The organism is Pseudolysinimonas yzui (assembly GCF_014653215.1).
Lineage (GTDB): Bacteria > Actinomycetota > Actinomycetes > Actinomycetales > Microbacteriaceae > Pseudolysinimonas_A > Pseudolysinimonas_A yzui.
In genome coordinates this window covers 96,065-117,939 of record NZ_BNAI01000001.1, presented here as the reverse complement: position 1 = coordinate 117,939, position 21,875 = coordinate 96,065, and the positions used below count along the sequence as shown (strand labels likewise).

Sequence of the window (21,875 nt, the reverse complement as noted above, 5' to 3'; positions counted from 1 at the left end):
GCCGCGGTGCTCTACTCGCCGCGATTGGTGCGAGTCGACATCGCCCGCGCGGCTTCGCGCTTGTCCTGCCGCTCGCGCAGGGCGTGCCGCTTGTCGTACTCGCGCTTGCCCTTGGCGACCGCGATCTCGACCTTCGCCCGGCCGTCGAGGAAGTAGATCGACAGCGGGATGAGGGTGTAGCCGCCCTCTTTGGTCTTGTGCGAGATCTTGATGATCTGCGCCTTGTGCAGCAACAGCTTGCGCTTGCGGCGGGGCGGGTGATTGGTCCAGGTGCCCTCGGTGTATTCCGGGATGTGCACGGCATCCAGCCACGCCTCGTTGCCGTCGATGAACGCGTACCCGTCGACGAGCGACGCGCGACCGGCGCGCAGCGACTTCACCTCGGTACCGGTGAGCACGAGACCGGCCTCATAGGTGTCTTCGATCGTGTAGTCGTGACGGGCTTTGCGGTTCGTCGCGACGACCTTCTGACCCTGTTCCTTCGGCATCCTGCTCACCTCCTTCGCGTTCGTCGGCCCGCGCAGTAGGTAGCGCCGAGCAGCCGCTCAGTCTACGACAGCTCAGGCTTTGAGGTAGCGGCGGATGGCGACGGATGCCGAGAGGGCAGCCAGCACCGCTCCGATCCCGAGCAGGATCGGGGCAACGAGGAAGGCGTCGGTCGTGCCGACGAAGCCGATCGTGGGAATCTCGGCGACCAGGTAGCCGCGCACGAAGAACTGGGTGAGCGCGACCAGGCCGACGCCGGCGAGCGTCGATCCGATGAGCGCGGCGAACACCCCTTCGAGGATGAACGGCGTCTCGATGAACCGGTTGGAGGCGCCGACGAGTCGCATGATCGAGATCTCTCGCCGTCGGGAGAAGGCCGACAGCCGGATCGTCGTCGCGATGAGCAGAGCGGCGGCGATCAGCATGAGCCCGGCGATGCCGACGGCGGTGAGGCTGAGGGTGTTGATCACCGTGAAGATCGGCTGGAGGAAGGCCCGGTCGTCGGTCACCTCGTCGACCCCGGGCATGCCGCTGATCTGGTCGATGATGATCTCGGCCTGATCGGGGTTCACCAGTTTGATGCGGAACGCCTCGGGCAGGATCTCGGGGCTCGCGAGTTCGGCGATCGCGGTGCCCTCGTACTGTTCGAGCACGTTCTGGTAGGCCTGCTCGCGGGTCTCGAACTCCACCCGCTCGATGTACGGCGCGAGGGTGTCGCCGTTCAGCTCGTCTTCGACGGCGTCGATCTGACTCTGCGTCGCCGCCTGGTTGTCGCAGCGCAGCGGCTCGAGGTCGGTGCACAGGTAGACCGCGACCTGCGACCGGTCGTACCAGTAGCCCTTCATCTGGGTGATCTGGAACTGCAGCAGAATCGCCGCACCGACGAACGTCAGCGAGATGAAGGTGACGAGCACGACCGACACGACCATCGAGAGGTTGCGTCGTAGCCCCTGCCCGACCTCGCCGAGGATCAGCCCGAGTCTCATCGTTCCGGCCGTGCGTCGGGGGCGGTCGGCCACTGGAAGCCGGGCGGGGGGCCCGATCCGGGTTCCGGGATGACGGTGCCGCGGGTGGTGGTCGGCACGACCGAGACGGGAACGGATGCCGGGGCCGCCTCGGCGACGGGCGCCGGCTCGGGCTCGGGCTCGCGCTCGCGCTCAACCTCGGGCATTGGGTCGGGCACGGCCGCCGCGAGATCGTCGAACGACGGCTCGGGCTTCGCGGGCCGCTGGATCGGAACCGACGTGGTCTGGTAGCCGCCCTGTCGCTCGTCGCGCACGATCTGGCCGCCGATCAGCTCGATCACGCGGCGCTTCATCTTGTCCACGATGCCGGCGTCGTGGGTGGCCATCAGCACGGTCGTGCCGTTCGCGTTGATCGTCGACAGCAGCGTCATGATGCCCGCGCTGGTCGCCGGGTCGAGGTTTCCGGTCGGCTCGTCGGCGAGCAGGATCGCCGGCTTGTTGACGACGGCCCGGGCGATCGCGACGCGCTGCTGCTCACCGCCGGAGAGTTCGTGCGGGAACCGGTTCTGCTTGCCGCCGAGGCCCACCATCTTGAGCACGTCGGGCACGGCCTCCTGGATGAAGCCCTTGCTCTTGCCGATCACCTGCAAGCTGAACGCGACGTTGTCGAAGACCGTCTTGTTGGGCAGCAGCCGGAAGTCCTGGAAGACGACGCCGAGGCTGCGCCGGAAGTACGGCACCTTGCTCGACGAGATCGCGCCGAGATCCTGCCCGAGCACGAAGATCTTGCCCTTGGTCGGCCGGTCTTCTTTCAGCACGAGCCGCAGGAACGACGACTTGCCCGATCCGGACGCGCCGACGAGGAAGACGAACTCGCCTTTGAGCACCTCAAGGGTCACGCCGTTGAGCGCGGGCCGCGAGGTGCCGGGGTAGGTCTTGGTGACGCCGTCGAACAGGATCATGACCTGTTCAGGCTAGATCGGGCCGTTCGGGATACCCGGCGCGACACTCCCCCGCGCGCTACCTCCCCGGCGAGACGTCGGCGAGGGTGCGCTCCAGGGCCGCAGCCATGTGGCGGTGGCCGATCGACTCGAAGCCGACGATCGTCACCACCGGGGCCAGCATCACGATGATGAGGCTCCACCCGAGAGAGAGGCCCTGCGCCGCGAGCGCGACCGCGAGACCGAGCACCGCCATCGTCGCGGCGAACAGCCCCAGGTGGAACGGGTCGAATCCGCGCACCAGATAGCTGTAGAGCACGAAGTAGGCGAGGGTGGCGATCGCCACCGGGATCGCCGTGGCGAGAACGGCACCGATCACTCCGATCGTCGCCTCCCCTTCCACGACGTAGGCGGCGACGTGAATTCCCGCTCCGATCGCGGCGATCGCGGCGAGCAGCGGGATGTGCCCGTAGCCCCATCCCCACGAGCGATGGCGGTGGTGTTCCAGCACGTCGGCCGACGGGATGATGAAGTAGTTCCACCAGAGCCCGAAGGTCAACCCGACACCGGCGACCGCGACGAGGATGGCTTCGGCGCTCCAATCGACGTGGTCGACGAGCGCCGCGACCGCCGCGATGGTGCCGAGGATCCCCTCGCCGAGGGTGATGATCACGAGCAGTCCGTAGCGCTCGGCGATGTGATGGGGATGCCACGGCGTGCCCCCGTCACGCCGTTCGGCGAGGATCGGCCCGATCAGCTCGATTCCGATGAGCACGAGGGCCAGGGGCAGGAACGCCCCGATCCTCAGATCGAAGAACAGCGCGCCCGTCCAGCCGAGCTGACTCACCGTGATCGTGATCGCATAGCCGAGCGCGACGCGGGCGTGCGCGGGGTCCTGCCGCGCGACCCGGATCCACTGGGCGAGCATCGCCACCCGCATGACGATGTACCCGGCGACGGCCACGGTGTTGTCGACCGGCTCGCCATGATCGACCGACTCGAAGATGTCGGGGATGCCGAGGGCGAGCACCAGCACCCCGACCATCTGAACCATCGTCGTGACGCGGTAGAACCAGTCGTCGGTGTCGAACGCGGAGGCGAACCAGGAGAAGTTGATCCACGCCCAGCAGACGGCGAACATGACGAACGCGAAGGCCAGGATGGCCGCCGTGATGTGGCCCTCGGCGACGAGATGCGCGGTCTCGCTGCCCGCCTGAGCGAACGCGACCACGAGGGTGAGGTCGAAGAACAGTTCGAGCGGAGTGGCCCCGCGGTTCTTCTCGCCGGGATCCCGCCCCACCATGCGCCGCAGCCGGTGCTGGCGTCCGGCATCCTTCGTCTCGTTGGCGGGTGGGGCCGTATCGGTCACCCGACCAGGCTAAACCGCGGTCTCGCGTCGGCGACGCAATTGGATGATGAGCCCGACGCCCGCGAGCAGCACGATGAGCACGGTCCAACCGAGGATCGTCGGCAACAGCCCGAACGGTGCGATGAGCTGCCCCGCGATCACCGCCGGCACTCCGAGCGCCAGGTATGCGGCGACGTAGACAGCAGCGAACGTGCCCGCTCGCTGGTGCTCGGGAGCGAGCGGGGAGAGCCCGCGGAAGATGGCGCCGAACGCCGCGCCGAACGCGAGCGCCTCGACGACTCCGCCGATCCAGACGAGCGCGATGCTCGGGAACGCGACCCCGAGCACCACCAGCCCGACACCCAGGACGAGACCGGCTGCACCGCCGCGCAACGCGGTCGGCACGGCGAGCCGACCGAAGACGATGCTGCCGACGCAGACCCCGAAGGCATGGACGGATGCCGTGGCGCCGTCGAGCAGGCCACTTTCGAGGTGCAAGAGGTCGTGCACCACGGTCGGCGCGAGGCCGAGAAAGAGGGAGCCGGTCGCCCAAGCGGCGATCAGAATCGGCAGCATCCGCAGGAAGAACTGGCGGGCGGTCCCCGGCACGACGACGCTCGGCACCAGCGAGCGCGCCGAGCCCGGGATGCGCGCGGAAGTCTCGGGCGCCACCGCCGCGATTACCATCCCCCCGACGACGAGTACACCCACGACCATGAAAAGGATGTCATCGGCATCCGGCCCCCATAGCTCGACCGCGATCCCGCCGAGAAGGGCGCCGAGCCCCAATCCGCCGACCGGGGCCGCCGCCGCGACGACCGGCGCGACGCGAGAGCCTTCCCGCGCCAGTTCGACGAGAGCGGCAGTGTATGCGGCGGTCACGACGCCGACCGCGACACCCTGCACTGCCCGCGCCACGATGATCCACTCGATCGACGGCGCGAGCATGAACATCGCGATCGAGACCAAGGCGAGGGCGAGGGATCCGACGATGACAGGCTTGCGTCCGAGGTGGTCGGAGAGCGAGCCGCCGACGAGCAGCGCCACGAGAAAGGTGAACGCGTAGGCGGCGAAGCCGAGCGCGACGAGCGAATCCGGGAATCCCCACTCGTCTTGCCAGACGATGAAGAGCGGGGTGGGCGCGCCGCTCGCAAGATAGAGCGCCACGAGAGTCGCCGCGAAACCGACGAACGCGACCGGCCGGGGAAGCGTGGCTAGTCCTCGACGCGCGACTTGCGCCAGCGGATGCCGGCCGCGATGAAGCCGTCGAGGTCGCCGTCGAAGACGGCGGCCGGGTTGCCCGACTCGTAGCCGGTGCGCAGGTCTTTCACCAGCTGCTGGCCGTAGAGGAAGTAGGAGCGCATCTGGTCGCCCCAGGATGCCGTGATGGTGCCGGCGAGTTCCTTCTTCTTCGCCGCCTCCTCCTCGCGCTGCAGCAGCATGAGGCGGGTCTGCAGCACGCGCATCGCGACGGCGCGGTTCTGGATCTGCGACTTCTCGTTCTGCATCGACACGACGATGCCGGTCGGGATGTGCGTGATACGCACCGCCGAGTCGGTCGTGTTGACACTCTGACCGCCGGGGCCGGAGGAGCGGAAGACATCCACCCGGATGTCGCCTTCCGGGATGTCGACCTCGGTGGCCTCCTCCATCACCGGGATGACCTCGACCGCGGCGAACGAGGTCTGCCGCTTGTCGGCGGAGCCGAAGGGGCTGATGCGGGCGAGACGGTGGGTTCCCGCCTCGACGCTCAGGGTGCCGAAGGCGTAGGGCGCATCCACTTCGAAGGTCGCCGACTTGATGCCCGCACCCTCCGCGTAGGACGTGTCGAGCACCTTCACCGGGTACTTGTGGCGTTCCGCCCAGCGCAGGTACATGCGCATGAGCATCTCGGCGAAGTCGGTGGCGTCGTCGCCGCCCGCTCCCGATCGGATGGTGACGACGGCGCCGCGGTCGTCGTACTCGCCGTCGAGCAGGATCTGCACCTCGAACTCGCCGAGGGTCTTCGTCAGCGACGCGAGCTCGTCGCGGGCCTCCTGCGCGCTCTGCTCGTCGTCGCCCTCGATCGCCATCTCGACGAGCACCTCGAGGTCGTCGAGGCGGCGCTCGATGCCGACGATGCGGGCGAGCTCGCTCTGTCGGTGGCTCAGCGCGCTGGTGACCTTCTGCGCGGCGTCGGGGTCGTCCCAGAGGTCCTGCGCGCCGGCCTTCTCACTGAGGTCGGCGATCTCGGCTTCGAGTCGCTCGACCCCGATGACGCTGCGGATGTCGTTGAAGGTGCTGCGGAGGGCGGCGATATCGGCGCCGAGGTCGAGGTCGATCATGACCTCCTCAGACTACGGCGTAACGTGAGAGCCGATGGTTCCGTCCGACCGCCCGTTCCGCTGGAGATCCGTCATTGCGGTCGTCTTTCTGCCGACAATCGTGTTCTCGATGGGGCAGTACGCGATCATCCCCGTCATCCCGGCGCTCGCCCAGGATCTGGGGAGCGATCTCGGCGCCGCCGCGCTCATCGCCTCGATGCTCGTCGTCGGGCAGCTGCTCGGCGACATCCCGAGCGGTGCCCTCGTCGCCCGCATCGGGGAGCGCCGCGCGATGATCGCCGCGACCGGCCTGGCGCTGGTCGCCGTCGTCGCGATGCTGCTCGCGCCGCATCCGGCCGTGCTCGGTCTCGGGGTGCTGCTGCTCGGCATCGCCGGGGCGTCGTTCGGACTGGCCCGCCACGCGTTCATGACGAGTTTCGTGCCGTTACGCTCGCGGGCACGTGCCCTCGCGACGCTCGGCGGCAGCAACCGGCTGGGTGCCGTCGCGGGTCCGCTCGTGGGCGCGGCGCTGCTCGCGGCGACCGGCGAGCCGGCGAGCGTGGTGGTGCTGCTGGCGGTGTGCTGCTTCGCCGCCGCCACCGTGCTGCTCGTGCTGCGCGACCCCGCCGCCGCGGTGGTGCGCGGGCCGCAGACCTCGGGTGAGACCGAGGTGCGGGCGGAAGCCGTCGGGCTGTGGGCGACGCTCGCCGCACAACGGAACGTGCTGCTCACGATCGGCGTCGGCTCGGCGATCCTCTCCGGGTTGCGGCAAGTGCGCCAGGTGGTGCTGCCCGTGTGGGCGATCAGCATCGGCCTCGACGAGGCGACCACGTCGCTCGTGATCGGCGTCGCCGCCGCCATCGACTTCTCGCTGTTCTTCCTCGGCGGCTGGATCATGGACCGCTTCGGCCGGCTCTGGACGATCCTGCCCTGCGCCATCGGGCTCTCGGTCGGGCTCATCGCGCTCGCCTTCACCCACGACCTCGACGCGCGGGTCGGCTGGTACATCGGCATCGCGCTGTTCCTGGCCCTCTCCAACGGGCTCGGCGCCGGCATCCTGATGACCCTCGGCGCCGACCTCGCCGACCGGCGCAACCCCGCACCGTTCCTCGGCGCCTGGCGGTTCACGACCGACCTCGGCGGAGCCGGCGCGCCGGTGCTGGTCACCGCGCTCACCGCGGCATTCAGCCTGTCGATCGGGGTCGGCGTGCTCGGGGGAATCGGGCTGGTCGGCGCGGCGATACTGCGGTACTTCGTGCCGAGGTTCGTGTCGTCGCGTCCCGGGCACGACGCCTCCGCCTGATGGCGGAGACCCGCCCTCCGATGACAGAGAATGGCCGGGTGCCCAGCCCGCTCGCCCGAAGCCCCTACGCGGTGCTCGGCGTCTCGGAGCAGGCGAGTCACGCGGAGCTGCGGCGGGCGTACCGGCGCCGCTTGCGCGAGACCCATCCCGATACGGGCGGCAAGGCGGTCGACTTCGACCGGGTGCAGCGTGCCTGGGAACAGGTGGGAACCCCGGAGGCGCGCTCGGCGTACGACTCCGGCGCTGCTCGCGATTCCGACACCCCCAGTCGCACCTGGGCACCCGCGGCCCCCGCCAAGCGGGCGAGCGCGTCGCGTCCGCAGGCGCGCACACACGGGCATCCTGGCGGCTGGTACCGCGAGCAGTACCTCGCCCTGCTGCAGGAGTGGGTCGGGCGCGGCGCCGCGATCCCCAACCCCTATGACCCGACGCTCGTGCGGTCGGCGCCGGGCGAGATCCGGCACCTGCTCGCCTGCGCGATCGCCGAGGAGGAGACGGCCGTCGTGCTCGCCGGTCTCGGGATCGGCTTCACGGTGTGGCATGACGTGCTCAGCGACCCGGCCCGCGGAGGCGCCGGCAAGATCGACCACATCGTGCTCGGACCCACCGGGCTGTGGGCGATGCTCAGCGAAGACTGGGGCGACCACGTGGCGACGCGACGCGGCGACCTCATCGGCCCCGGCATCCGCCCCGACGAGCGGCCGATGCACGACCTCGCCGGCCGTGCGCGGCGCTTCGAACGTCAGGCGAAGGTGCGGTTCACCGCTCTCGCGATCGTCATCCCCGACGACACCAGCGCCGAAGGGGTCGTCGCGCTCGGCACCGTGCGGGGTGCGCGCGCCTTCCTGGTGCAGCGCGCCCGCCTGGCCGATCTGGTGCAGACCCGCGCCGCCGGTGTCGCGTTCGGCGGCACCGACCACTTCGAGGTGCGCACCCGCGTGCAGGGTGCCGCGCAGTACGTGTAGCTCTACCCGAACACCGCACGAGCGGTCGCCGTGGTCTCGATGCGCACGCCCTCCGGGAAGAACACCGTCACGATCGGCGGACGCCAGATCGCCGACAGGGTCACCGTCGCCGTCTCGCCGTCACGGGTGGTCGCCTGCTCGAGCACGAGCTGCTCGAATCCGCCGTTGGGCGTCGAGGCGAGAAACGCCGCGACGTCGCGATGAACGTCGGCGGGCTCGAGCCGCACTCCCGGCCGCCCGTCGGTGACGGTCACCTCGGAGAGGTCGAAAGCTTCAGCCCCGACGAGTGCGGCGCCGTCGGCGAGGGTGAACAGCTGTTTGCGTTCCAGGTAGAGCGAGGATGCGGCGGCCGCGACCAGCACGAGGGCGAGAGCGAGGGCGCCGAATCCCGCCACCAGCGGGAGGGTCGATCCCTCCTCGTCGCTCATCCGCCGCGCGCGCATCATGAGCCGGCGAACCGCGACACCTGCTCGGTCGCGACCGCGTCGATCGGAACCCCCGGCGGGATGTCGGCGTCGAGCACCGCGGGAAAGAACGGAAGCGGAGCGACCGTCGTGATCGTGATGGTGACGTAGCCGCGCCGGGTCAGGCAGTCCGCGGGGTTCGGCCGGCAGGTGATGACGACCTGAGCGTCGTCGGCGTCGAGTCCGTAGTCGGCGAGTGTCACCGCGACCGCCCGGGACGCCGCCGCCTGCCCCTGCGCGACCGTCTCGGCTTGCACGAACACCCGCGCCGCGTGCCGAACCGCCCCTTCGACGGCGAACGACGCGCTCTGGATCGACGACAGCGCGATCACCAGATAGACCGTGGGAACGAGCAGCAGCATCCCGACCGTGATGAACTCGATCGCCGCCGAGCCGTCGTCGCGCGCGACACGGGCGACGACGGCGTCAATCCAGCGTCTCGATCGCCGCATGACCCGACACCTCCAGCGCTCCCCCGACCCCGAGCAGCCCGACCACCGGCAGCGTCGTGCGCACCGTCACCGTCACCGCGGGATGCCCCATCCAGTCACCCGTGCCGACCGTGATGTCGGTCGCATACTCGGCCCCGATCGCCTCCGTGATGAGGGTGCGGGTGCGGGCGACCCCATCGGCGGGCGCGTTGTCGGCGAGCGCCCCGAACCGCGCGCCCTCGGCAGCGGCATCCAGCACCGTGTTGCGCACGTGCAGCGCGAGACCGAGCTGGATGACGGCGAGCGTCAGGATCGTCAGCAGCACCCCGACGAGGGTGAACTCGACGACCGCCGAGCCCGACTCGTCGCGGAGCCTGGGCATCGACTCAGAACCCGGTGACGCGAGCGAGTGCGCTCTCGAAGATCGCCCCCAGCGCCGGCCCGGCGATCGCCCAGATCGCGATCACGAGGCCCGCCGTCATCAAGGAGATCAGCACCCAGCCCGGAACGTCGCCACGCTCCTCGAGAACCTTCTTGGCGATTCTTCCCCTGGTTTTCATGGGCAACAGGGTTGCGCAAGTCGACGCGGACGGTCCGAAGTAGTCCACAGGTGGTGACGACGAACGACTCCCGAACTAGGCGACCCAAGCACCCCAGATCGGATGGCTGTCTCCAGGTCGGCGAGCGCGTCACCGAACCTCGCGAGCCGGTCCAGGTATCGGCATGGGTGCTCTTCCGCGAGGCGCGGATCGTGGCGACCGCCTGGACAGAGCGCGCCATCCGGGTCGAGTTCGCGAAGCGCGACGGGACGAACCTCGCCGCATGGGTCTGGGCGTCTGCTGTCAGACGGACGTGAGTGGAAGGATCGGCGCGTGAAGCCGAAACCGCCGCCGCCGCCTGACATTCATGCGAGTGCGTTCGCAGACCTGAATCGAGACTTCTACCGCGCGGAGCCCGCCGAGTACCTAGACAATCGGCTGTGGTCGCTTCTCACGATGATCGGCGAGACAGGCCGCCCTCGACCCGCACGTCAACGACGGCGCTATGGCGAACGGACGTATTCCTGGACAAGCGACCCCGAAGAGGTCCGAGATCGATACGCCGCTCTCGAATCGACGGTACTTCTGCATCACGCTTGCGAGGCCCTCCTCCGGCTGTATCTTGCTCACGCATTCGCAGAACCATGCCCATGGCTCGCGATCTCGAAACTTCGTGGACCCGGAGTGTTTCCATCCGCCACTGACCTCCTACGAGAAGACCTGCGCAATCCGAAAAGAGTCACAGACCTTCTGCTCACGTTCACCGCGTCCAAGACCGCGGCTGAGTTCAATCCAGCTTGCACAGCGGAGGCGTGGGAAAGTCACGAGAAAGGGCTCATCGCACTCATTCGCTACGCGGCGCGAACAGTTCGCGAGGATGCTCCGTTCTACAACAGTGCAAAGCACGGGCTAGCGATCCTTGCTGGACCCATGATGTTTTCGTTGACAGCCGAGGACGGGAGCGGATTTTCTCAGGCCGGGCCAACGCTTGAAGTTCTCGATGCCGAACTCGTGGACAAGGCCACGAAAGCGCGCGAGTGGCGGCGGTCCGCTCGGTGGCTCGACCCTCCCGTCGCCGTGGAGATCGCCGCCGCGATAGTAAAGGTGATCCAGTCACTGTGGGACGCTGCTCGCCTCCGCAACGGCCTCCCCTGCGAGCCCCGTCGAATCGTTCTCCTCGACGCGGCACAGATCGAGGGGCTCGTGCTGCGAGCGAACTCTTCAGGCCCGCTCACGCGCACCTCTTTCAACATCCCGCACGTTTAGCGCTCGCGGCTGGCCTCCGCTTCCGCGGACTGGTCCGTAAGGTCTGGGCCGGTCGTGTTCACCCGTCCAGGCCCCGCACCCAGAGCCGTTAGGGGCTCGTGATCGTCACGAGATCAACCTCGTCACGGCTGTATGCCGTCGGGTCGTCGTATCCAGGCACGCTGAAAAGGAACGAATCGGCCGCCTCAGGGACGCCGTCGATCTTGAAGTAGGCATTGCAGACCGCGTGACCGTCCACAAGGCCATAGGCAGAATGCGTCAACTCGCCAACGCCGAGTTCCTGTCCGCGGTCATCGCGCACGGTGACCGATCCGTCCGGGTATTCGCATGGTGCGGCCCAAACCGCTCCAGCCGCGGATGTTGGGAACTGCCAGGAGCCCTCGATGGTGAATGTGGCCGCACTCGCACAGCCTGATAGAACCAAACCGGAAACGACGATTGATCCGACGAGCACGCTTGACCTGGGCACGCTCCGAGGCTATTGGGTCGAATCGGTGGCGACTTACCGAGGCTCACTGGGTCGGGCCTGAGGTCATCAGCGAGATCAGCACCCAGCCCGGAACATCTTCGCGTTCCTCCGTAGCCCTCGCCGCGAGCTTTCTCCCGACCGTCTTCATGGTGAGCATCGTGCCTCGGGCAGACGCCCCGGCGGGAAAGGTTTCCACAACCCGTCCTGCGCTCGCGTGAGCGAGCAGGACGTTCACACCTTGACGACTAGCCCAAGGCCAATTGCGACGCCCATGGCGACCGTGATCACGATCGTCGCCCCTCCGCTCACCAAGAAGCCGACCATGAGAGCACGGGAAGGGACCTTGCCGCGCAGCCGCACGACGAGCCCTGCCACCGCGAACGAGCTGACCGCGAGACCCGAAGCACCAAAGGCCACGAAAAGGATCAGAGCGAGGGGCTGAACGGTGGCCATGACCGACAGGGTAGGGCAGTCCCGCTTGACCCCTGGCGGGAAGTGTGTTCGCAGAAGGTGGTGAACACTTCGACCAAATCAAGGAGATCGCTGACTGCGGCCCCAGGTGCTACGGAGCTGTCGTCCGACCGACGCGAATCTCCTTGATTTGGTCAACTGCCGGTTCGCTCGATCTCGGGCATCGGCCGTCGCTCAGGCGAACGCGAACAGCGGTGGGAGCACGAGGATGACGACGAGCACCCAACCGAGGAACACCGGTAGGTAGGCGGTCTGCCACCTTTCGAGCTGAACGGGGCGGCTGCGGCCGGCGAGCAGGGTGGCGGTGAACCAGGCGGTGCCGACGAGGTTGACGAGCAGCACCAGGTTGAGACCGAGCGCCGCCGCGCGGTTGACGGTGAAGCCGAGGTCGCCGATGCGGGCGAGCATCGCCACGAGCACGAGGAGGTCGAGGGCGATCGCCGCGACGACGGCGACGAGGCGGATGACGTCCATCAGTCCGGCGCGCTGCGTCGCCGAGCGGGCCGAGATTCCGTAGACGACGAGGCCCAGCACGACGAGCAGCAGCACGTCGAAGACGGCCAGCAGGTCGCGGTCGAAGTCGCGGCCGAGGCCGGTGACGGCGTAGCCGACCGCGGCGACGACGAGCATCACGGCGAACAGCGGCGTGAAGATCGCGGTGAGCACCGGGGCGAGGTTCTCGATGATGCTCTTCTTCGCCTCGACGAGCCACGCGGCCACGACGACCGCTCCGGCCGCTCCCGCCGGGGCGATCCAGCCGATGAGGTCTTCGATGATGAGGTCGGGGGCGATCGGGGTGAGAACGAGGATGGTGAGCCCGAGCAGCACGAGACCGCCGAGGGCGATGAGGGCGTAGTAGATCGCCCACTCCCCACTGAAGCGGATGACATCCATCCGTCGAGCGGACGACAGCGCCTCGCGACCGGCGTACGCGATCCCGACGACGAACCACAGGGCGACGGGCAGGTGGATCCACACGAGCTGGTCGCTCGCCGACCCCGGCGCGTAGGGGAAGAGGTTGACGGCGAGCGCGAGCACCGCGACGCCGGCGGCGAGCACGAGCACCCGGCGCGTGGGGGTGCGGCGCACGACCACGAAGTAGGCGGCCAGCACCGGCAGAACGAAGAGTCCGAGATCGCGGATGAACCAGGGCGAGATCGGTCCGTTGAGCAGCAGCACGTCGCTCGCCGTCGAGGACGCCAGCAACCGGGCGATCAGCACGATGGCGGCGGCGAGCGCCGCGAACGCGAGCATCACCGCGATCGAGAGCCGCCCCGGCGTGTCGGGGGCCGGCGCGCGGAGCTGCTTCCACATCCGATCGCCGTGTTCGCGGGCGTACTCGGCGGTGAGCTGGTCGACCTTGCCGAGCCGCCCGACCGCGATCTGGAACGCCTCCTCGTCGGTCAGGCCGACGCTCTCGAGTTCGGTGATCTGGTCGCGGAGGTGGCTTTCGAGTTCGTCGGCGTCGGCGTCATCGACCGCGCCGCTGCGTTGCAGGGCGGCGCGCCAGTCGCCGATCCAGGTGTCCCGGGCGTTCATGGTCAGGCTCCCGTCGCCGGAAGGGCGAAGCCCCAGATGCCGCCGAGGGTGCGCGTGGCGGTCTCCCACTGGCGGCGCTGGTCGGCGAGCTGGGCGCGGCCGGAATCGGTGATGCGGTAGTACTTGCGGCGCCGGCCTTCGGGCGATTCGCCCCATTCGGCGACGATGTGGCCGAGGCGCTCGAGACGGTGCAACAGGGGATAGAGCATCCCGTCGGTCCACTGCACCTCCCCCGCCGAGACGTCGCGCACTCGCTTGAGGATGGCGTAGCCGTAGCTGGAGCCCTCGGCGAGGATCGCGAGCACGAGAGGCGTCGCCATCGCGGCGACGAGATCCTTGTCGATGTTCACGACCCGATGATACCTCGCGGTGCTACGTATACGCCTAGCTGTTCTATGTAAATTCTCAGACACGAGGGACCAACGGCCCTGCCCGTCGCCCGCGCCGGTGGCTACCGTCCCGGGCATGACAGCAGAGACTCCGCAAGCGCCCGCGCGTCGAAACGGCGCGCTCATCGCCGTGCTCATCGTGATCGCCGCCCTCGTGCTGCTGGCCGTGGGTGCGGCCGTCATCGCCACCGTCGTGCGGTCGCAGGTGCACACCGATCAGACGGTCGAGATCGGGGATCGCCTCGAGGTCGACATCCCCACCGCAGAACTCACCTTCGTCGCCTCCGACCGCGACGACGTGAGGATCGAGGTCGACGGCGCCTACCTGTTCGGCGCGCCCGAGGTGACGACCACGACATCGAACGGCCTGACCCGCATGACCGGCGGATGCCCGACGATCCCCTTCTCGATCTGCTCGGTCGAGGTGACCGTCGAACTCCCCGCAGACCTCGACCTCGACATCGTCGGCACCAACGGCCGCATCTCGATCGACGGGGTGACCGGCGCCATCGACGTCATCACGACTAACGGCGGCATCGACGTCAGCGGTGCGGAGGGCGACCTCGCGCTGTCGACGACCAACGGCTCGGTCACGGTGACCGACGCGTCGTCGACCGACGTCGTCGGGGCGACGACCAACGGCGCGGTGAGCCTGAGCTTCGCCACAGCCCCCGACCGGGTCGAGGCACGCACCACGAACGGGTCGGTCGCGATCACCCTGCCCGACGACGACGAGCCCTACGCGATCGACGCGCAGACGACGAACGGCTCCGTCGACCTCGTGCGGGTGACCAACGACCCGGATGCGGATCGCAGCATCTCGGCCCACAGCGTCAACGGAAGCGTCGAGATCGTCGCTGAGTGAGTGGCGGGGTGCCGGGACCTTGTGCCCTGTACCCCCTGTTCGCGGGGCGGAAGGATGCTCACAACCAGGGGCCCGCAGCCGAGGGAGTTGAGCCGCATGTTGATCCGACCGCAGTCCCGAGACGTCAGGCGTCTCGGTGAGATCCGCGCCCCGTGGTGCGTCACCATCTACGGCGCCGCCGACGACTGGGCACGCGGCAATCACCAGTCGGCGGCCGCCGGGTCGCAGATCCGCTCCGCCGCCGAACAGTTGCGTCGGGTCGGGGCGACACCCGACATCGTCGCGGCAGTGCGCAGTCGGCTCGAGCAGGTCGCGGAACACTCCGTCGAGGAGCCGGGACAACTCGACCCGCACGCTCGCGCCGTCGCGATCTTCGCGACCGATCGCGACCTCGAGTCGTACGTGCTCACGACGTCGCCGAAACCCTGGGTGGGCGTCGGCGACCGCTTCCTCATCGGACCGTTGCTCGAAGGCGTGCTCGGCCTTCATCCGCCGGTCATGGTGCTCGCCCTGTCCGAATCCGAGGTGCGGCTCATCGACGCGAGCGCGCGTCCCGTCACGACCGTCGACGTTCCGGGGCTCCCGCGCGACTTCGAGGATGCCCTTGCCCTCGACCTCGGCAACGACCGGCAGACCCTCTCCCACCTGCGTACCTCCGAGGATCCCAAGGGGCGCCTGCTGCAGTACTGCCGCATGATCGACGAGGCCATCGCGCCGGTGCTGCGCCGCGAGGGGACGCTTCTCGTCATCGCCGCGGCCGAGCCGCTCGCGAGCATCTTCCGCACCGCCACCCGCCATCCGCTGGTGGCGGCGGCGACGATCACCGGCAACCACGACGGCGACACGCCGTACGAGCTCGCCGACCTCGCCGCGCCCGCGATCGAACAGCATCGGCGCACCGGGGTGGAGGCGCAGCTCGCCCGCTTCTCGGAGCTCCCCGCCCGCGGCCTCGTCGCGGCCGAACTCCACGAGGTCGCGGAGCGGGCGCGGGCCGGCGCCGTCGACACGCTCTTCGTCGACGTCGACGAGCGGCATCCGATCGACGCCGAGACGTCGTTCGGGCCGGCGACCATCGACCTGGTCGACGAGATCGTGCGCTCGGCACTGGCCACCGATGCGACGATCGTTCCCGTGCACGCCGACGACCTGCCGACGACCGACCCGGTCGCCGCCGTACTGCGGTACGCGAACCGACCCTCGGAGCAGGCAGCGCCGCGCTCCCGGAGCTGACGGGCAGCGCCGTGCACGAGTTCCTGGACCGCGCGGATGCCGGACGACGACTCGCCGCTCGGCTGACGTCGCTGCGCGGGCCGGATGTCGTCGTACTCGGGCTGCCGCGCGGGGGCGTGCCGGTGGCCGCCGAGGTCGCCGCGGCCCTCGAGGCGCCGCTCGATCTCATCGTGGTGCGCAAACTCGGCATCCCGTTCCAGCCGGAGGTCGCGATGGGGGCGATCGGCGAAGGCGGGGTGCGGGTACTCGACGAGGCGCTCGTCGCCCGGGCGGGCGTGAGCGCGGCCGACGTGGATGCCGTGGAGCGCCAGGAGCGCGCGACCCTCGACTCGCGGGTGGCGCGATTCCGCACCGGCGCTGAGCGACTCGACCTCACCGGGCGCACCGCGATCATCGTCGACGACGGGATCGCGACCGGAGCGACGGCGACGGCCGCGTGCGGGGTGGCCCGGCAGCTCGGCGCGGCCCGGGTGATCGTCGCCGCTCCCGTCGGCGGGCCCGACGCGGTGCCCCGGGTCGGCGGGGCCGACGACGTCGTGTGCCTCATCCAGCCCCCCGGCTTCTATGCGGTCGGCGCCCACTATCGCGACTTCGGGCAGACCTCGGAGGAAGAGGTCGCCACGCTGCTCGCCGCGGCTCGCCGCCGGATGGCGGGAGGTGCGCCGTGATCGACCGCTCGCCGGCCGCGCGGGTCGCCGACATCCGTTCGCTCGCCCGCCCGCTCACGACCGACGCCGACCTCGACCCGCTCGTCGCCCGGGCCCGCGACCGGCGGTTCGTGGCGATCGGCGAGGCGAGCCACGGAACCCACGACTACTACGACTGGCGCAGTCGGCTGACGCGACGACTCATCCAGGAGCAGGACGTCGGCTGGATCGGCGTCGAAGGCGACTGGCCCGACTGCTGGCGGATCGACAGGTGGGTGCGGGGGCTCGCGGACCAGCACCTCGACGCCCGCACCCTGCTGGCCGGTTTCGACCGCTGGCCGACCTGGATGTGGGCGAACGCCGAGGTCGCCGAGTTCATCGACTGGCTGCGCGCCTGGAATGCCGACCGGCCCGAGGCGGCGCAGGTCGGCTTCTACGGACTCGACGTCTACTCGCTCTGGGACTCGCTCGACCGCGTCATCGGCTGGGTCGGCGCACACGCGCCGGATGCCCTGCCCGACGCGATGCGCGCCTGGGAGTGCTTCCAGCCGTACCAGGAAGACCCGCACCGCTACGCCTGGAGCACCCGGCTGGTTCCCCGATCGTGCGAGCTGGATGTCGTCGATCTGCTCGTCGAAGTGCGCCAGCTGGCCGCGTCCGACGGCGACGACGCCTTCGACGCGGCACAGAACGCGGCGATCGCGGTCGGCGCCGAGCGGTATTACCGGGCGATGGTGCGCACCGACCGCGAGTCGTGGAACATCCGCGACATCCACATGGCCGACACGATCGACCGCCTCACCCGGCGCCACCGCCCCGCCGCGAAGGGCGTGATCTGGGAGCACAACACCCACGTCGGCGATGCCCGCGGCACGCCGATGGCGGGCGAGGGGATGGTCAACGTGGGGCAGCTGCTGCGCGAACGTCACGGCGACGAGGGGGTGCTGTTGGTCGGCTTCGCCGGGTATCGGGGCGAGGTGATCGCCGGGTCGCACTGGGGTTCGCCGGAGCAGCGGATGCCGGTGCCCGAAGCCCGACCGGGAAGCCACGAAGACCTGCTTCACGAGGCGTTGCACGCGCCCGCTCTTCTCGACTTCGGCGACGACCGGGCCCGCACCTGGCTGTCGACGGCGGCCGGTCATCGGGCCATCGGGGTCGTCTACTCGCCGCAGCGCGAGGCGGGCAACTACGTTCCCACCATCATGGGTCGCCGATACGACGCCCTGCTGTGGCTCGAAGAGACCTCGGCGCTCACCCCGCTGCACCACGAGGGTCCGCCGGACGAGCCGGAGTTCGAGACCGAACCCACCGGTTTCTGACGCCCGGATGAACGACGATTCCGCCGCGACCGAGTGGCACGCGAAGCCGGCGGTCGACGCCCTGACCGCCGTCGGGGGCCGCCCGACGGGCCTGTCGGACGCCGAGGTCGCCGACCGGTTGCGGCGCGACGGCGCCAACGCTCTCACGACGCGCACCCTCGAGCCGTGGTGGCACGTTCTCGGCCGTCAGTTCGCGAGCGTCATCATCCTGCTGCTGCTCGCCTCCGCCGCCCTCACCGCGGTGCTGCAGCGCTGGATCGATGCGATCGCCATCCTCGTCGCGGTGCTCGCCGACGTCAGCCTCGGGTTCACGCAGGAGATGCGCGCAGCACGCGACGTCGCCGCGTTGCGCCGGTTCCAGGTGGGCACCTCCCACGTGCGGCGATCCGGCGTCGTGCGTGCCGTGTCGACCGAGTCGATCGTCGTCGGCGACATCGTCGTGCTCGAGTCGGGCGCCCGCGTGCCCGCCGACCTGCGGCTGCTCACGACCAACCGCCTGCGCCTCGACGAGTCGCTGCTCACCGGCGAGTCGGTGCCGGTCGCCAAGTCTCCCGAGGCGACCCCCGAGTCGACGCCGGCGGCCGAGCAGGCGGGGATGGCGTGGGGCGGCACCCTCGTCGTCTCGGGCCGCGCGGAAGGGGTGGTCGTCGCGACCGGTGCCGCCACGGTGATGGGGGTGATCGACACCCTCGTGCGCTCGGCCGACACGCCGACGCCGCTGCAACGACTCATGCGCCGATTCGAGACCAAGCTCGGCATCTTCGTGGGGGTCGTCGCCGCGGGGGTGCTCGTCGCGGGCGTGCTGCTCGGCCACGGCTTCGGCACCGCCTTCCTCACCGCCGTGTCGCTCGCGGTCGCCGCCGTGCCCGAGGGCCTCCCGATCGTGCTCACCGTCGCCCTCAGCCTGGGTGTGTCGCGGATGGCCCGACAGCGTGCCGTCGTGCGCACCCTGCCCTCGGTCGAAGCACTCGGCTCGACGACCGTGATCGCCTCCGACAAGACCGGCACGCTGACCGAGAACCGCATGACCGTCGAACGCATCTGGTCGCCCCGCGACTCGACCGTGGTCGACCCCGGCGTCGAACCCGAGTTCGGAGCGGGATGCCGTGACGTTCTGCGCGTCGCCGCCCTCAGCAACGACGCGCACCACGACCCGGCGACCCGCGACCTGGTGGGCGACCCCGTCGATGTCGCCATCGCGGCGCTCGCCCTGCGGGGCGCAGCCCTCGCCGACGCGGAGTTCTCGGCTACGCCGAACGCGCACGCGCCCTACGAGCCGGAGCGGCGACGTTCCACGACCGTTCGCGACGAGCACGGCATCCCGCAGCTGCTGCTGAAGGGCGCCCCCGACCTCGTGCTCGCCGCATCGACAACGATGACCGGTGCGACCGGGCCGGTGCCGATCGAGGCCGACGCGGTGCACGCGGCGCACGACGCTCTCGCCGCCGAGGGGATGCGCGTGCTCGCCGTCGCCCGCCGGCGAGTCTCGTCCGGCGATGACCCGCACGACCTGTTCGACGCGCTGCGCGACCTGGAGTTCGTCGGGTTGATCGGGATGTCGGATCCTCCGCGCGCCGGCGTGGCCGACGCGATCGCCGCTTGCCGTCGGGCGGGGGTGACCGTCATGATGCTCACCGGCGATCATCCGCGCACCGCGGTCACGGTCGGTCGACGGCTCGGCCTCGGCGGGACCGGCGAACCGGTCACGGGCACCGAACTCGCCGCCATCGACGACGACACGCTGGTGCGTCGGCTGCGCGGCAGCCGGGTGGCGGCACGGGTCACCCCGCACGACAAGCTGCGCATCGTGCGCGCCCTCGAAGCCGCCGGCGAAGTCGTGGCGGTGACCGGGGATGGCGTCAACGACGCTCCCGCGCTCCGCGCCGCGTCGCTCGGGGTCGCGATGGGGCGCGGCGGCACCGACGTGGCCCGCGATGCCGCCGACATCGTGCTCACCGATGACGACTTCCGCACGATCGTCGGCGCCGTCCGCGAAGGGCGCATCACCTTCGCCGCCGTGCAGAAGGCCACCTTCTTCCTGCTCTCCACCGGGTTCGCGGCGTTCGTCGCTGTCGTCGCCGACCTCGCCGTCGGCGGGCCGCTCATCTTCCTGCCGGTGCAGATGATCTGGTTCAACCTGGTCTCGAACGGCGTGCAGGATGTCGCCCTCGCCTTCGAACGCGGCGACGGCGACGAACTCGACCGCCCACCCCGCTCACACGCCGCGGGGCTGCTCTCGCGGCGACTCTGGGGGCGGGTCGTGCTGACCGCGGCCTCGATGGGCCTGGTCGTGCTCGGCGCGTTCCACGGTGCCCTCGCCACGGGCGCTCCGGTCGACCAGGCACGCACCTTCGCCCTCACGACGTTCGCGTTCCTCAACCTGTTCCAGACCTTCAACGCGCGCTCGGAACGCCGTTCGGTGTTCCGCCAGTCGCTCGCGACGAACCCGCTCCTGCTCGCGGCCGCCGCGGGCTCCCTCGCGCTGCACATCCTCGCGGTCACCACCCCGCTCGGCTGGACGCTGCTCGGTTTCGCTCCGCTGACCGGCATCCAATGGCTGATCGCGATCGGCCTGGGCGTGACGGTGCTCGGGGTCGTCGAAGCCGACAAGGTGGCCGCACGTCTCGTGCGCCGCCGCCGGGCCTGACTACGCTGACGGCAACCGCAGCGACATCCGCTCGCACTCCCGAAGCGGCTCGACCGGGAGCGCACGAATGACCGCAGGACACGTCAGCATCCGCAAGATCTACAGCCGCGACGGGCTCGCACCGGGCGCGAGCGAAGCCCGAACCTGGAACAAGCCACCCCAGAACACCGTCGTGACCTACTGGGCGGTGGCCCGGCCGCCCGCGGCATCCGGGCCGCACGGAACCTCGAGCGGCAAGGTGGCGATCACCCGAGTCGAGCACACCTACACCCGCGACAACTACAACGAAGACAGCTGGCGCTCGACGATCACGGTGAAGAACACCGGCGACGACGTCACCGGCTACGACGTCTGGCAGAGCTGGGTCGACCTCGAATAGCGACGCTACGACGACGTGTCGGGAACGTCGCCGAAGGTGCCCCAGCTGAGCTCCGGCCCGTTCGGGCCGAGCACCGAGAGCTGGAACGGGATCGAGTAGCCCTCGGGGTCGGCGTCGGCCAGTGCCGGATCACGCAGTTGCGCGTCGACCCGGGCCCGCTGCTCTTCGGTGAGATGTGCGACCCAGAGCTCGGGCCAGCGGTTGCCCTCCGACGTGAGCGACTGCAGCTCGACCTCGGCCTCGGGGTTCTCGACCGCGATCCTGATCACGGCTTCGATGGCTTCGGTCGACATCCGCTCGGGGATGTGTACGACGTGCAAGGTCGGGAGCTCGCCGACGTAGGAGTACGCGGCCCCCTTGGCGAATTGAGGAAGCGCGCTCAGTGTGCGGAAGGTCGAGGCGAAAGTATCGAGCGAGGTGAGCTGCACCGATGGCCAACCCTCTGCAGAGATGTGGGCGCTCGCGACATCCGGCAACTTCTCGAGGGCGAGCACCAGCGTCAGGTCCGCCTCGATCTCCGCGGGATCGCCGGGGTAGATGTCCTGGGTCCACGGCGACAGGGGTGTCATGTCGGTTTCGGGGTCCAGACCGGTGCTGGCGCGGGTCAGCGTCACTGAACCCGGCCAGTTTGCCTCATCGGCCCACGCGGCTGCGGAGCGGGCGACCGCGAGGACGGTCGGGTCGTCGGCATCCCGAGCGATAGACACGGTCAGGTACTCGTCACTTGGAGAGGCGTCAGCCGAGATCACGCCGTCCAGCGTCGTGATGCGTTCGAGCAACCATTCCGCGGGCGACGGCGACGGACTGGGAGACCCTGCAAGGTCGGCGCAACCCGTGATGGTCAGCAGGAGAAGGACGACGGAGAGCCCCCTGATCCGAATCCACACTCGGTCAGTATCGCGCCGAATC

The 21,875-nt window shown here is 69.6% G+C and carries 24 protein-coding genes; 9 read left to right on the top strand and 15 right to left on the bottom strand.

Annotation, left to right across the window (positions count from 1 at the left end):
* Positions 1–11: 11 nt before the first annotated feature.
* From smpB to prfB, 6 genes are all read right to left on the bottom strand, one after another.
* On the bottom strand, positions 12–488 hold the full coding sequence (smpB, locus tag IE173_RS00590; RefSeq protein ID WP_191281454.1) for an SsrA-binding protein SmpB: 477 nt from the start codon (positions 486–488) through the stop codon (positions 12–14).
* A gap of 72 nt (positions 489–560) precedes the next feature.
* Positions 561–1,472 (bottom strand): permease-like cell division protein FtsX, encoded by a 912-nt coding sequence (ftsX, locus tag IE173_RS00585; RefSeq protein WP_191281453.1) that lies wholly within the window; start codon positions 1,470–1,472, stop codon positions 561–563.
* The gene (ftsE, locus tag IE173_RS00580) at positions 1,469–2,413 is read right to left on the bottom strand and encodes a cell division ATP-binding protein FtsE (RefSeq protein WP_229841780.1); all 945 of its coding nucleotides are present in this window, start codon (positions 2,411–2,413) and stop codon (positions 1,469–1,471) included. Before ftsE ends, ftsX begins: the two co-directional genes overlap by 4 nt.
* A 58-nt stretch (positions 2,414–2,471) precedes the next feature.
* On the bottom strand, positions 2,472–3,761 hold the full coding sequence (locus IE173_RS00575; RefSeq protein WP_229841779.1) for a low temperature requirement protein A: 1,290 nt from the start codon (positions 3,759–3,761) through the stop codon (positions 2,472–2,474).
* Between the two features lie 9 nt (positions 3,762–3,770).
* A complete protein-coding gene (locus IE173_RS00570) occupies positions 3,771–4,907 on the bottom strand; it encodes an MFS transporter (protein ID WP_191281452.1) in 1,137 nt (378 codons plus the stop codon).
* A 47-nt stretch (positions 4,908–4,954) separates the two neighbouring features.
* On the bottom strand, positions 4,955–6,064 hold the full coding sequence (gene prfB, locus IE173_RS00565; RefSeq protein WP_191281451.1) for a peptide chain release factor 2: 1,110 nt from the start codon (positions 6,062–6,064) through the stop codon (positions 4,955–4,957).
* Between the two features lie 34 nt (positions 6,065–6,098).
* Here prfB and IE173_RS00560 point away from each other — a divergent pair, with 34 nt between their 5' ends.
* Together IE173_RS00560 and IE173_RS00555 are read left to right on the top strand one after the other, a co-directional pair.
* Entirely contained in the window at positions 6,099–7,346 is a 1,248-nt protein-coding gene (locus IE173_RS00560) for an MFS transporter (RefSeq protein ID WP_191281450.1), read from the top strand.
* A 38-nt stretch (positions 7,347–7,384) separates the two neighbouring features.
* Positions 7,385–8,311, top strand: a complete 927-nt coding sequence (locus IE173_RS00555) for a nuclease-related domain-containing protein (protein WP_229841778.1) — start codon at positions 7,385–7,387, stop codon at positions 8,309–8,311.
* A 2-nt stretch (positions 8,312–8,313) separates the two neighbouring features.
* Here IE173_RS00555 and IE173_RS00550 read toward each other — a convergent pair whose 3' ends face one another.
* Genes IE173_RS00550 through IE173_RS00535 form a run of 4 tightly spaced genes read right to left on the bottom strand, consistent with a single transcriptional unit; the run spans position 8,314 to position 9,766 of the window.
* Positions 8,314–8,739, bottom strand: coding sequence for a pilus assembly protein TadG-related protein (locus tag IE173_RS00550; protein WP_229841777.1), 426 nt, complete (start codon positions 8,737–8,739; stop codon positions 8,314–8,316).
* 14 nt (positions 8,740–8,753) lie between these two features.
* On the bottom strand, positions 8,754–9,227 hold the full coding sequence (locus IE173_RS00545) for a hypothetical protein (RefSeq protein ID WP_229841776.1): 474 nt from the start codon (positions 9,225–9,227) through the stop codon (positions 8,754–8,756).
* Positions 9,202–9,588, bottom strand: coding sequence for a TadE family protein (locus tag IE173_RS00540; RefSeq protein ID WP_191281447.1), 387 nt, complete (start codon positions 9,586–9,588; stop codon positions 9,202–9,204). The genes IE173_RS00545 and IE173_RS00540 overlap by 26 nt, the downstream gene beginning before the upstream one ends.
* Positions 9,589–9,592: 4 nt before the next feature.
* Positions 9,593–9,766 (bottom strand): hypothetical protein, encoded by a 174-nt coding sequence (locus tag IE173_RS00535; RefSeq protein WP_191281446.1) that lies wholly within the window; start codon positions 9,764–9,766, stop codon positions 9,593–9,595.
* 312 nt (positions 9,767–10,078) lie between these two features.
* Between IE173_RS00535 and IE173_RS00530 the strand changes: the two genes are divergently transcribed.
* Entirely contained in the window at positions 10,079–11,011 is a 933-nt protein-coding gene (locus IE173_RS00530) for a hypothetical protein (protein WP_191281445.1), read from the top strand.
* A gap of 88 nt (positions 11,012–11,099) precedes the next feature.
* Here the strand turns inward: IE173_RS00530 and IE173_RS00525 are convergent, their stop codons facing one another.
* From IE173_RS00525 to IE173_RS00510, 4 genes are all read right to left on the bottom strand, one after another.
* On the bottom strand, positions 11,100–11,312 hold the full coding sequence (locus tag IE173_RS00525; RefSeq protein WP_191281444.1) for a hypothetical protein: 213 nt from the start codon (positions 11,310–11,312) through the stop codon (positions 11,100–11,102).
* 399 nt (positions 11,313–11,711) lie between these two features.
* Positions 11,712–11,933 carry a hypothetical protein gene (locus IE173_RS00520; protein WP_191281443.1) on the bottom strand — a complete coding sequence of 74 codons (222 nt, stop codon included), beginning with the start codon at positions 11,931–11,933 and terminating at the stop codon, positions 11,712–11,714.
* Between the two features lie 192 nt (positions 11,934–12,125).
* Positions 12,126–13,490: a permease prefix domain 1-containing protein gene (locus tag IE173_RS00515; RefSeq protein WP_191281442.1), complete on the bottom strand. Its 1,365-nt coding sequence runs from the start codon at positions 13,488–13,490 to the stop codon at positions 12,126–12,128.
* Between the two features lie 2 nt (positions 13,491–13,492).
* Positions 13,493–13,840 carry a PadR family transcriptional regulator gene (locus IE173_RS00510; RefSeq protein WP_191281441.1) on the bottom strand — a complete coding sequence of 116 codons (348 nt, stop codon included), beginning with the start codon at positions 13,838–13,840 and terminating at the stop codon, positions 13,493–13,495.
* 115 nt (positions 13,841–13,955) lie between these two features.
* On the opposite strand from IE173_RS00510, the gene IE173_RS00505 reads away from it, so the two are divergent.
* The 6 genes from IE173_RS00505 to IE173_RS00480 all read left to right on the top strand — a co-directional run bounded on the left by IE173_RS00505 (position 13,956) and on the right by IE173_RS00480 (position 20,966).
* Positions 13,956–14,744 carry a DUF4097 family beta strand repeat-containing protein gene (locus IE173_RS00505; protein ID WP_191281440.1) on the top strand — a complete coding sequence of 263 codons (789 nt, stop codon included), beginning with the start codon at positions 13,956–13,958 and terminating at the stop codon, positions 14,742–14,744.
* A 96-nt stretch (positions 14,745–14,840) separates the two neighbouring features.
* On the top strand, positions 14,841–15,974 hold the full coding sequence (locus IE173_RS00500) for a baeRF3 domain-containing protein (RefSeq protein WP_191281439.1): 1,134 nt from the start codon (positions 14,841–14,843) through the stop codon (positions 15,972–15,974).
* Between the two features lie 11 nt (positions 15,975–15,985).
* Complete coding sequence (locus IE173_RS00495) at positions 15,986–16,642, top strand: phosphoribosyltransferase (protein WP_191281438.1); 657 nt, start codon at positions 15,986–15,988, stop codon at positions 16,640–16,642.
* Positions 16,639–17,940 carry an erythromycin esterase family protein gene (locus IE173_RS00490; protein WP_191281437.1) on the top strand — a complete coding sequence of 434 codons (1,302 nt, stop codon included), beginning with the start codon at positions 16,639–16,641 and terminating at the stop codon, positions 17,938–17,940. The genes IE173_RS00495 and IE173_RS00490 overlap by 4 nt, the downstream gene beginning before the upstream one ends.
* Before the next feature lie 7 nt (positions 17,941–17,947).
* Positions 17,948–20,587 (top strand): cation-translocating P-type ATPase, encoded by a 2,640-nt coding sequence (locus IE173_RS00485; RefSeq protein WP_191281436.1) that lies wholly within the window; start codon positions 17,948–17,950, stop codon positions 20,585–20,587.
* Between the two features lie 67 nt (positions 20,588–20,654).
* On the top strand, positions 20,655–20,966 hold the full coding sequence (locus tag IE173_RS00480) for a hypothetical protein (protein ID WP_191281435.1): 312 nt from the start codon (positions 20,655–20,657) through the stop codon (positions 20,964–20,966).
* A 5-nt stretch (positions 20,967–20,971) separates the two neighbouring features.
* Here the strand turns inward: IE173_RS00480 and IE173_RS00475 are convergent, their stop codons facing one another.
* The gene (locus IE173_RS00475; protein WP_191281434.1) at positions 20,972–21,673 is read right to left on the bottom strand and encodes a hypothetical protein; all 702 of its coding nucleotides are present in this window, start codon (positions 21,671–21,673) and stop codon (positions 20,972–20,974) included.
* Positions 21,674–21,875: the final 202 nt, after the last annotated feature.

Excerpts from the sequence above, each read along its gene's own strand:
- smpB (WP_191281454.1), bottom strand. The coding sequence starts at position 488 with ATGCCGAAGGAACAGGGTCAGAAGGTCGTCGCGACGAACCGCAAAGCC.
- ftsX (WP_191281453.1), bottom strand. The coding sequence starts at position 1,472 with ATGAGACTCGGGCTGATCCTCGGCGAGGTCGGGCAGGGGCTACGACGC.
- ftsE (WP_229841780.1), bottom strand. The coding sequence starts at position 2,413 with ATGATCCTGTTCGACGGCGTCACCAAGACCTACCCCGGCACCTCGCGG.
- prfB (WP_191281451.1), bottom strand. The coding sequence starts at position 6,064 with ATGATCGACCTCGACCTCGGCGCCGATATCGCCGCCCTCCGCAGCACC.
- IE173_RS00560 (WP_191281450.1), top strand. The coding sequence starts at position 6,099 with ATGGTTCCGTCCGACCGCCCGTTCCGCTGGAGATCCGTCATTGCGGTC.
- IE173_RS00550 (WP_229841777.1), bottom strand. The coding sequence starts at position 8,739 with ATGAGCGACGAGGAGGGATCGACCCTCCCGCTGGTGGCGGGATTCGGC.
- IE173_RS00545 (WP_229841776.1), bottom strand. The coding sequence starts at position 9,227 with ATGCGGCGATCGAGACGCTGGATTGACGCCGTCGTCGCCCGTGTCGCG.
- IE173_RS00540 (WP_191281447.1), bottom strand. The coding sequence starts at position 9,588 with ATGCCCAGGCTCCGCGACGAGTCGGGCTCGGCGGTCGTCGAGTTCACC.
- IE173_RS00535 (WP_191281446.1), bottom strand. The coding sequence starts at position 9,766 with ATGAAAACCAGGGGAAGAATCGCCAAGAAGGTTCTCGAGGAGCGTGGC.
- IE173_RS00520 (WP_191281443.1), bottom strand. The coding sequence starts at position 11,933 with ATGGCCACCGTTCAGCCCCTCGCTCTGATCCTTTTCGTGGCCTTTGGT.
- IE173_RS00515 (WP_191281442.1), bottom strand. The coding sequence starts at position 13,490 with ATGAACGCCCGGGACACCTGGATCGGCGACTGGCGCGCCGCCCTGCAA.
- IE173_RS00505 (WP_191281440.1), top strand. The coding sequence starts at position 13,956 with ATGACAGCAGAGACTCCGCAAGCGCCCGCGCGTCGAAACGGCGCGCTC.
- IE173_RS00500 (WP_191281439.1), top strand. The coding sequence starts at position 14,841 with ATGTTGATCCGACCGCAGTCCCGAGACGTCAGGCGTCTCGGTGAGATC.
- IE173_RS00485 (WP_191281436.1), top strand. The coding sequence starts at position 17,948 with ATGAACGACGATTCCGCCGCGACCGAGTGGCACGCGAAGCCGGCGGTC.
- IE173_RS00480 (WP_191281435.1), top strand. The coding sequence starts at position 20,655 with ATGACCGCAGGACACGTCAGCATCCGCAAGATCTACAGCCGCGACGGG.